Here is a 7,222-nt window from a genome sequence, read left to right on the forward strand (position 1 = left end):
GTAGTTCCTCGCCGTGTCAGCGATCGGAGCGGCGGGATGCGACCAGCCGGGCAGCGTCGGCCGATGCCCGGCGCGCTGCCGCGAACAGGTCCTCCCCCGTGCCGAGCAACGCGGCGAGCGTGCCGGCGAAATGATCGCCCGCCCCCGTCGTGTCGACGACGTCCACCTGCGGGACCCGCAGATGTTCGATCGCGTCCTCGGTTCCGACCACGACGTCCTCCCCACCACGGGTGATCACCACGGTGCGCACCTGTTCGAGCAGGCGGGTCACGATCGCGTCGAAGGGGGTCCCTGCGGGAAGACCCGCGTAGTGCAGGGCTTCCTGCTCGTTGAGTACGAGCGGATCGGCGCCGGCGAGGACGTATTCGTCCAGGTCGATCACCGGGCTCGGATTGAGCACGAACCGGCGGTCGTGATCGCGCGCCCACTGGGCGGCGGCCCAGGTCACTGCGGGGAGCAGCTCGAGTTGGGTGAGCACCACCGCGGGATCGAGGGCATCGAGTGCTGCGGTCACGTCCTCGGCCTCGAGCAACGAATTGGCCTCGGGTACGACGACGATCCGGTTCTGCCCGTCGTCGGAGACGAGGATGACGGCCCGGCCGGTCGGGCCCGGTGTGGTGCGCAGATGGGAGGTGTCGACCCCTGCCCTCTGTTGCACGCCGCGCAGTACGTCAGCGGCATGATCGCTGCCCACCGCGCCGACGATGGCGGTGGGAGCCAGGCGGGCAGCACCGATGGCCTGGTTCGCGCCCTTGCCTCCCGGATAGGTGCGCAGATGCCGGCCGAGTACCGTCTCACCTTCTTCGGGAGCACGTGCCACGACGACCGTCAGGTCGAGGTTCAGCGATCCCACGACCGCCACCACGCATCGACTCGACTCGGTCACGGGTCGAGCCTACGACCGATCGACCTGCGGGGCGGGCCTACGATCGATCGACCCGAAGGGCGGGCCTACGATCACTGCGCCTGCGGGTCCGGTTCCAGTTCGGGGCAGACGATGTGGACGACCTCGTCCGCCCAGGACTCCCCCACCTCGCCGTGACGCAGGTAGGCGCCGAGATACGCGCCGACGAGCATCGAGACGGCGGTGTCGACGTCGATGTCCTTGCGGATCGCGCCCGACTCGATCGCGGTGCGGAGCACGTCGGCGACGACCTCGCTCCGGGCATTGATGATCTCCCGGATCGACTCGGTGAACTCGGGTTCCTGGTCGGTGAGCAGTGCGCCGACACTGCCCATGCCCACTTCGTTCGACAGTCCGCGACGGATCAGCTCGAGGGTCCATTTGACGCGGTCGTAGACGCACAGCCCGTCGGGCACGCACGGGGAGGCGACCTGCGAGTGCAATGCCGCGTCGAGGATCTCCTCACGGTTCGCGTAGCGCCGGTAGATCGTCGTCTTCGCGACGCCCGACAGCGCCGCGACCGCCTCGACGGTGACGCGGTTGGGCCCGTGAAGCCGCAGGATCTCGAGCGCGGCCTTCACGATGCGCGCGTCGGTCCCGGCACGCTCCTTGACGGGGCGCCGCGACGTCAGGGCCACGGATTCCGTCTCGACCTCGCCCACCATGTCTACATCCTCCTCGCGCGGGCATACACCCGCAGGATTCCCGAGTCTCCCCGACAAGGCGACCCCGAATCAAACACTACGAAACGATACGCTACGATGAGCGTATCGTTCCAATCGTCGACGAAGGGGAACGCATGACAGATATCTACGCACCGACACCCGGGCACTACACCGAATCCGAAACCGTCCTCGAGAGCTACCGCACCTACGACGCCGTCGAGAGGGCCATCGACCACCTGTCCGACGAAGGCTTTCCCGTCGAGTACCTGCGGGTCGTGGGCCAGGGAGTCACCACCGTCGAACACATCGAAGGCCGCATGACCAACGGCAAGGCCGCCCTTCGCGGCGCCGCCGCAGGCGTCTGGACGGGCCTGCTCTTCGGTCTGCTCCTGGCACTGCTCCTGCCTGCCACCGGCATGGCCACCGTGATCCTCACCGCTGTCGCCTTCGGCGCGGTGTGGGGCGGATCACTCGGCTTCTTCACCCACTGGAGCACTGGGGGACGCCGCGACTTCGTCTCGAGAAAGAGCATCGAGGCCTCGCGCTACGACCTCATGGTCGATTCCGAGTTCGTCGATCAGGCGCGCGAGAAGCTCGCACTGCGCTGACCGGCCATTGTTTCTCCGATTCGAGAACCTCTTCGCCCACGCCGACCGGCGTGGGCGAAGTCGTTTCTGGTGGAAAGAACAACACGAAAGGGATATTCCACCCGAATCGCCACATTCGTCCGATGCGGATAATCCGTGTTTGCCCGGTCGATTCTTTCCACTGATGGCATGATTCGAGTTATGGCCGGATCGTCGAATACTCCCCCGAAGCCTGCTGTGGGCTCGAAGGTCGTCGTACGCGCGGGTGTCGCGGGCACCAAGGCCTGTCCCGGCACGATCGTCGAAGACTTCGGTCCAGCACAGGAAGCCGTGGGCGACAAGCTGGGTCGCGACTGGGCGCGCGTGCGCCGCTGGGCTGTGGCACTCGACGACGGACGGCTGATATTCGTCGATATGGACGCATTCGAATCCTCGAAGTCCTGATATCCGATCCATTTCGTCACTTCCGTATTCACACGCCCCTGCAGTGACATGCGGAGGGTGAACAACCGGGTGAACTGCGGCGGATCCGTTGACGCTCCGTGCGCCCGAACCGTTCTCCGGATATGACCTGGATCGATTGGCCGCTGCTCGGATGGCTCACGGCATCCCCGGTGGTCGCCCTCGTATTCGGGCGCGTCGCCGCGGCGCACGACCTCCACGAGGCGCCGCACACGATTGCGCCGGTGATCGACCTGTCCGAGCGCCGAGCACTCCGCCTCGGTGAACACCACCGGCCGGAGCAGGACGGCAACGGCCCGGCAACCCTCCCGGAGCCCCGTCTTCCGATGTAAATTGTCCTTCTCGCCTTCGACGGGACAGGGATCCGGTCCGGGCGAACACCCGCCCGTGCATGTGTGCCTCCCGGATCGAGGGACGATGACCGCAAACCGCTTGACCCCGGTCCCGCCCCGCAACGGCGCCGGAAACACGGCACTGACCGCAGGGATCGTCGCGCTCGTCTTCGCCTTCGTACCCGTCATCGGCGACTTCGTCGCGATCCCCGCAGGTCTGGTCGCAGTGGTGTGCGGATGGATCGGTCTCGAACGGGTCGACAGGGGCACGGCGACGCATCGCCGCGAAGCTCTGATCGGTGCGTGCCTCGGCGTCGCGGCACTGTTCGCCGTGTTCGTGGTCTTCGCAGCGGTTCACAGCAGCACCGGATGAAACAGGCCCGCGCGGTACGCGACGGGCCCTACTGGAGCCCCCTGTCAGGATTGAACTGACGACCGCTCGCTTACAAGGCGAGTGCTCTACCACTGAGCTAAGGAGGCACAGAACTCGACGGTCGCGGACGACGCGTGAGCGACGCCATCATATAGCGCGTCACACTCTCGGCGCGCACCCACCCGCCTTCGTTACGGTGGATTGCATGCCCACCCTCCCCGTTTCCCCCAGCCGTACCGGAGGCCGCGGACGGTGAGCCGCTTCGACGACTTCCTCGATCGGGTTCTCGGTACCCGCCGCGCGACCATCGACGCGGTCACCGAGGCGCCGGCGCCACTGCAGCCGATCGATCTGACCGACGATGCAGTGGTCGCCGAGGCGCTCGACGTCGCCGTGCGTGTCGGTGAGGTCCTGCTCGCCTCGGGCACCGGCGCGATCGACACCGCCGAACAGGTGCGGTTCGTCGCTGCCACCTACGGTCTGGCGCAGTGCGACGTCGACGTCACCTACAACTCGATCGTGCTGTCGGCCTATCGCGGACCGACCATGCCGCCGTCGAGCACGATGCGGGTGGTGCACTACCGCTCGATGGACTTCACGCGGCTCGCGGCCGTCGACCGTCTGACCCGCCGCGTCCGCCGCGACGCGATCTCCCCGGCGCAGGCGCACGAAGAACTGCTCGCCATCACCACCAAGGCGCATCCGTACAACCGTTGGGTGGCGACGATCGCGTGGTCGGCGATGGCCGCCTCGATCTCCGTGCTCCTCGGCGGCGACGCGCTGGTTGCGCTCGTCGCCTTCGGTTCGACGTTCGTGATCGACCGCGTCAACCGCAAACTCAACGCGGCCGGGTTGCCGTTCTTCTTCCAGCATCTGGTGGGCGGCATCGTCGCGACAGCCCCGGCGATCACGCTGTACGGGATACGGGAGACGATCGGGATCGAAGTGTCACCGGGACTCATCATCGCGGCCGGCGTGACGGTGCTGCTGTCCGGTCTGTCGCTCGTGGGTTCGGTGCAGGACGCCATCACCGGGGCCCCCATCACGGCGTCGGCGCGTTTCTTCGAAGTGCTGATGATGACGGGCGGCATCGTCGCGGGTGTCGCGACGACCCTGCGGGTCGCGTCGGTGTTCGGCGCCGAACTCCCTCTCATCAGTTACGAGGCACTTCCCGACCTCACACAGCTGCCGACGAAGATCCTCGCCGGTGCCGCGGCGGCGTTGTTCTACGCCGTCGCCTGCTACGCCGAACGTCGCGCTCTCACGGTCGCCGCGCTCGCCGGCGCCACCGGCAGCCTCGGCTACCAGCTCGCGCTCGGGTTGTCGCTCGGTCCGATCATCTCGTCGGCGCTGGCCGCGACCGTCATCGGTTTCGCCGGTGGTCTGATGGCCCGCCGCGCGCTCACGCCACCGCTGGTCGTCGCGGTCGCCGGCATCACGCCGCTGCTGCCCGGTCTCGCCCTCTATCGCGGCCTGTACGCGATGCTCCGCAATCAGATGGCTACCGGCATGACGGCGCTGTTCTCGGCGTTCGGTATCGGGTGCGCGCTCGCCGCGGGTGTCACGCTCGGTGAATGGCTCGCCCGCCGCACGCGCAACCCGCGCGGTGTCCTCCGCGTCGGCGCGCTGCGTCGCCCGCAGCTGCGGCGGATCCCCCGGATCCGGCTCGACAAGAGCCGCCCGGTGTGGCGTCCGGCGCCCGGCCCCGCCACGGGTCCCATCCCGGTGGGATCGCTGCACACCGGCCCGATACCCACAGCTCCCGGGACGGGCCCCATCGCGACAGGACCGATCGCCACCGGTCCGATCGCCACCGGCCCGATACCGACGGGCCCGATCGCGTCGGGTCCCCTGGCCACGGGCCCGATACCTCTCGACCCACACGGGTCGTCGTCGGGCCGGGAGGCAGGATCGTCCGTACAAACGACGAGAGCCACGCTGCGCTTTCGGCGCGGGCGTGACTCTCGGCGGATCTGACGGAAGCGTTCAGCTGCCCTGGCGGGCCTTCTCGTCGGCTTCCATTGCGTCGCGAAGGCTCTTCGGACGCATATCGGTCCAATTCTGCTCGACGTACTCGACGCAAGCGGCGCGCGACTCTTCGCCGAATACCACCCGCCACCCCTGCGGAACCTCGGCGAAGGTCGGCCACAGCGAGTACTGCTCCTCATCATTGATGAGGACGTAGAAGCGGCCGTCTTCGTCGTCAAATGGATTCGTGCTCATCTCGCCTCACTTGTTGCGTAGGTGTGATGGTCCGATATCCTACCAAGCTCGTCGATTCCTCCCCCGGCTCCGGGCAGACGGAGCTCTCGGCGTTCGACGATCGAGGTCAGGATCTCACCCGCGCGGATCGCTGCGTTGGACAGCAACGACGCGGTCAGACCGTGTGTCTTCTCGGTTCCGCCCTGCAGGTAGACGTCGGCCGTGACGTTCTCGGGCAGCGGCAGACGGTAGTCGCGGGCGACGGACAGAACGGGTGCCTCGGGCGCGAGATCACCCAGCAGCGGCGCGAGAGGCGTGGGCTCGAAGCCGGTCGCGAGGACCACCGCATCGCACTCGAGGGTCTCGGTGTCGCCTTCGAGATTGTCGCGGATCTCGACGGTGACTCCCGCCTCGCTCTCGATCGCCGACACGACCTCCGAGGCACGACGCATGAACAAGCGGCGACGACCGCTCACCCGTTCGCGGTATTCGGTCGCGTAGAGCGCCTCGATGAGTTCGGGCGAGACGACCGAGTAGTTGGTGCTGCGGTGCAGGGCGAGCAGACGCTCACGCTCGGACAGCGGGGCCGCGTGCAGTTCGTCGACGACCTGCGGGTCGAAGATGCGGTTCGCGTACGGGCTGTCGTCGGCCGGGCTGTACCCGAAGCGGTTGAAGACGTTGTGGACCTCGGCCTGCGGGTAGTGCGTGTGCAGGTACTGCACGACCTCGGCCGCGCTCTGCCCCGCACCGACCACCACGAAGCGCTGGTGCTGCGGCTCCGGCATGTCCTCGATGTGGAAGAGGAAGTGGTGGTTGTGGAAGCAGCGGGCGGACTCGGTCGCCCACTTCGGGAGCCGGGCACGCAGTCCGACTCCGACCACGACGCTGTGCGCGTACACGACGGCGCCGTCGGCGGTCCGCACGGCGAACAGATCGGCGACCCCGTTGTGGTTGCGGACGGTCTCGACCGAGACGACCTCGAGTCCGTAGCGGACGTCGGCGTCGACGCGCGTGGCCGCCCACTGCAGATAGTCCTGGAACTCGTGACGTGTGGGGAAGAAGGTCTGGTGGTTGACGAAGTCCACGAGACGGCCACGGTCGTGCAGGTAGGAGAAGAAGCTGTACGAGCTAGCGGGGTTGCGGAAGGTGACCAGATCTTTGGGGAACGCGATCTGCATCGTGGCGCCCTCGAGCAGCATGCCCGGGTGCCAGGCGAAGGCCGACCGACGTTCGAAGAAACGTGCCCGGATCGCCGAGGAGGGGTTGTCGGTGTTGTGCTCCTCGACGGCGATCGCGAGCGCCAGGTTCGAGGGGCCGAAACCGATACCGACGAGGTCGAAGACGTCTCCTTGCGAGTTGCCCTCCGACCTCCCCGCGTCATCGGCGACAAGGCTGGAACGGTCGGTCATCACTCAACTTCCGTACTAGGGGGTCCGGAGGGGCCCGTGATCGGTTCGTACGAGACTCGAAGGTAGCTCAGGCTAACCTTTGTTCGGTGAGCGTACCAGTGCCCGACGGTCCGCGGGACGTCCCGATCTCCCGGATCACAGGGACCTTCGTCGCATTTCGACGACGGCGGGGGGGGGGGGGGGGGGGGGGGGCCCCCCCCCCCCCCCCCCCCGTTTGGCGGTGGTTGGGGGGGGCTATGTATCCCCGGAGGGGACCCCCGGGTTTTTTTTCCCCGAGGGGGCCGGGGG

Annotated in this window: 8 protein-coding genes, 1 tRNA gene and 1 pseudogene; 5 read left to right on the forward strand and 5 right to left on the reverse strand. The window is 67.5% G+C overall.

The window, feature by feature from the left end; all coding sequences use genetic code 11:
• Positions 1–16: 16 nt before the first annotated feature.
• Both A5767_RS17820 and A5767_RS17825 read right to left on the reverse strand, forming a co-directional pair.
• Positions 17–886, reverse strand: coding sequence for a ribokinase (locus A5767_RS17820; RefSeq protein WP_080678535.1), 870 nt, complete (start codon positions 884–886; stop codon positions 17–19).
• 71 nt (positions 887–957) lie between these two features.
• Positions 958–1,569, reverse strand: coding sequence for a TetR/AcrR family transcriptional regulator (locus tag A5767_RS17825; RefSeq protein ID WP_006551878.1), 612 nt, complete (start codon positions 1,567–1,569; stop codon positions 958–960).
• Between the two features lie 134 nt (positions 1,570–1,703).
• On the opposite strand from A5767_RS17825, the gene A5767_RS17830 reads away from it, so the two are divergent.
• The 4 genes from A5767_RS17830 (at position 1,704) to A5767_RS17845 (ending at position 3,323) form a co-directional block, all read left to right on the forward strand.
• Complete coding sequence (locus A5767_RS17830) at positions 1,704–2,177, forward strand: general stress protein (RefSeq protein WP_064852817.1); 474 nt, start codon at positions 1,704–1,706, stop codon at positions 2,175–2,177.
• Between the two features lie 180 nt (positions 2,178–2,357).
• Positions 2,358–2,600: a hypothetical protein gene (locus A5767_RS17835; RefSeq protein ID WP_024102965.1), complete on the forward strand. Its 243-nt coding sequence runs from the start codon at positions 2,358–2,360 to the stop codon at positions 2,598–2,600.
• Positions 2,601–2,722: 122 nt separating this feature from the next.
• Entirely contained in the window at positions 2,723–2,950 is a 228-nt protein-coding gene (locus A5767_RS17840; protein WP_064852818.1) for a hypothetical protein, read from the forward strand.
• Between the two features lie 85 nt (positions 2,951–3,035).
• Positions 3,036–3,323, forward strand: a complete 288-nt coding sequence (locus A5767_RS17845; protein WP_064852819.1) for a hypothetical protein — start codon at positions 3,036–3,038, stop codon at positions 3,321–3,323.
• 32 nt (positions 3,324–3,355) lie between these two features.
• On the opposite strand, the gene A5767_RS17850 is transcribed toward A5767_RS17845, so the two are convergent.
• Positions 3,356–3,430: transfer RNA gene (locus A5767_RS17850), tRNA-Thr, on the reverse strand.
• 145 nt (positions 3,431–3,575) lie between these two features.
• Between A5767_RS17850 and A5767_RS17855 the strand changes: the two are divergent.
• Positions 3,576–4,973 (forward strand): annotated as a pseudogene (locus A5767_RS17855) (threonine/serine ThrE exporter family protein); the annotation flags it as partial.
• Positions 4,974–5,309: 336 nt separating this feature from the next.
• Here the strand turns inward: A5767_RS17855 and A5767_RS17860 are convergent.
• Positions 5,310–5,546 carry an MbtH family protein gene (locus tag A5767_RS17860; RefSeq protein ID WP_006551884.1) on the reverse strand — a complete coding sequence of 79 codons (237 nt, stop codon included), beginning with the start codon at positions 5,544–5,546 and terminating at the stop codon, positions 5,310–5,312.
• On the reverse strand, positions 5,543–6,934 hold the full coding sequence (locus A5767_RS17865) for a lysine N(6)-hydroxylase/L-ornithine N(5)-oxygenase family protein (RefSeq protein WP_033096857.1): 1,392 nt from the start codon (positions 6,932–6,934) through the stop codon (positions 5,543–5,545). The genes A5767_RS17860 and A5767_RS17865 overlap by 4 nt, the downstream gene beginning before the upstream one ends.
• Positions 6,935–7,222 lie beyond the last annotated feature (288 nt).

The organism is Rhodococcus sp. 852002-51564_SCH6189132-a (genome assembly GCF_001665495.1).
Taxonomy (GTDB): Bacteria; Actinomycetota; Actinomycetes; order Mycobacteriales; family Mycobacteriaceae; genus Rhodococcus; species Rhodococcus pyridinivorans.

Excerpts from the sequence above, each read along its gene's own strand:
- A5767_RS17825 (WP_006551878.1), bottom strand. The coding sequence starts at position 1,569 with ATGGTGGGCGAGGTCGAGACGGAATCCGTGGCCCTGACGTCGCGGCGC.
- A5767_RS17830 (WP_064852817.1), top strand. The coding sequence starts at position 1,704 with ATGACAGATATCTACGCACCGACACCCGGGCACTACACCGAATCCGAA.
- A5767_RS17835 (WP_024102965.1), top strand. The coding sequence starts at position 2,358 with ATGGCCGGATCGTCGAATACTCCCCCGAAGCCTGCTGTGGGCTCGAAG.
- A5767_RS17840 (WP_064852818.1), top strand. The coding sequence starts at position 2,723 with ATGACCTGGATCGATTGGCCGCTGCTCGGATGGCTCACGGCATCCCCG.
- A5767_RS17845 (WP_064852819.1), top strand. The coding sequence starts at position 3,036 with ATGACCGCAAACCGCTTGACCCCGGTCCCGCCCCGCAACGGCGCCGGA.
- A5767_RS17860 (WP_006551884.1), bottom strand. The coding sequence starts at position 5,546 with ATGAGCACGAATCCATTTGACGACGAAGACGGCCGCTTCTACGTCCTC.
- A5767_RS17865 (WP_033096857.1), bottom strand. The coding sequence starts at position 6,934 with ATGACCGACCGTTCCAGCCTTGTCGCCGATGACGCGGGGAGGTCGGAG.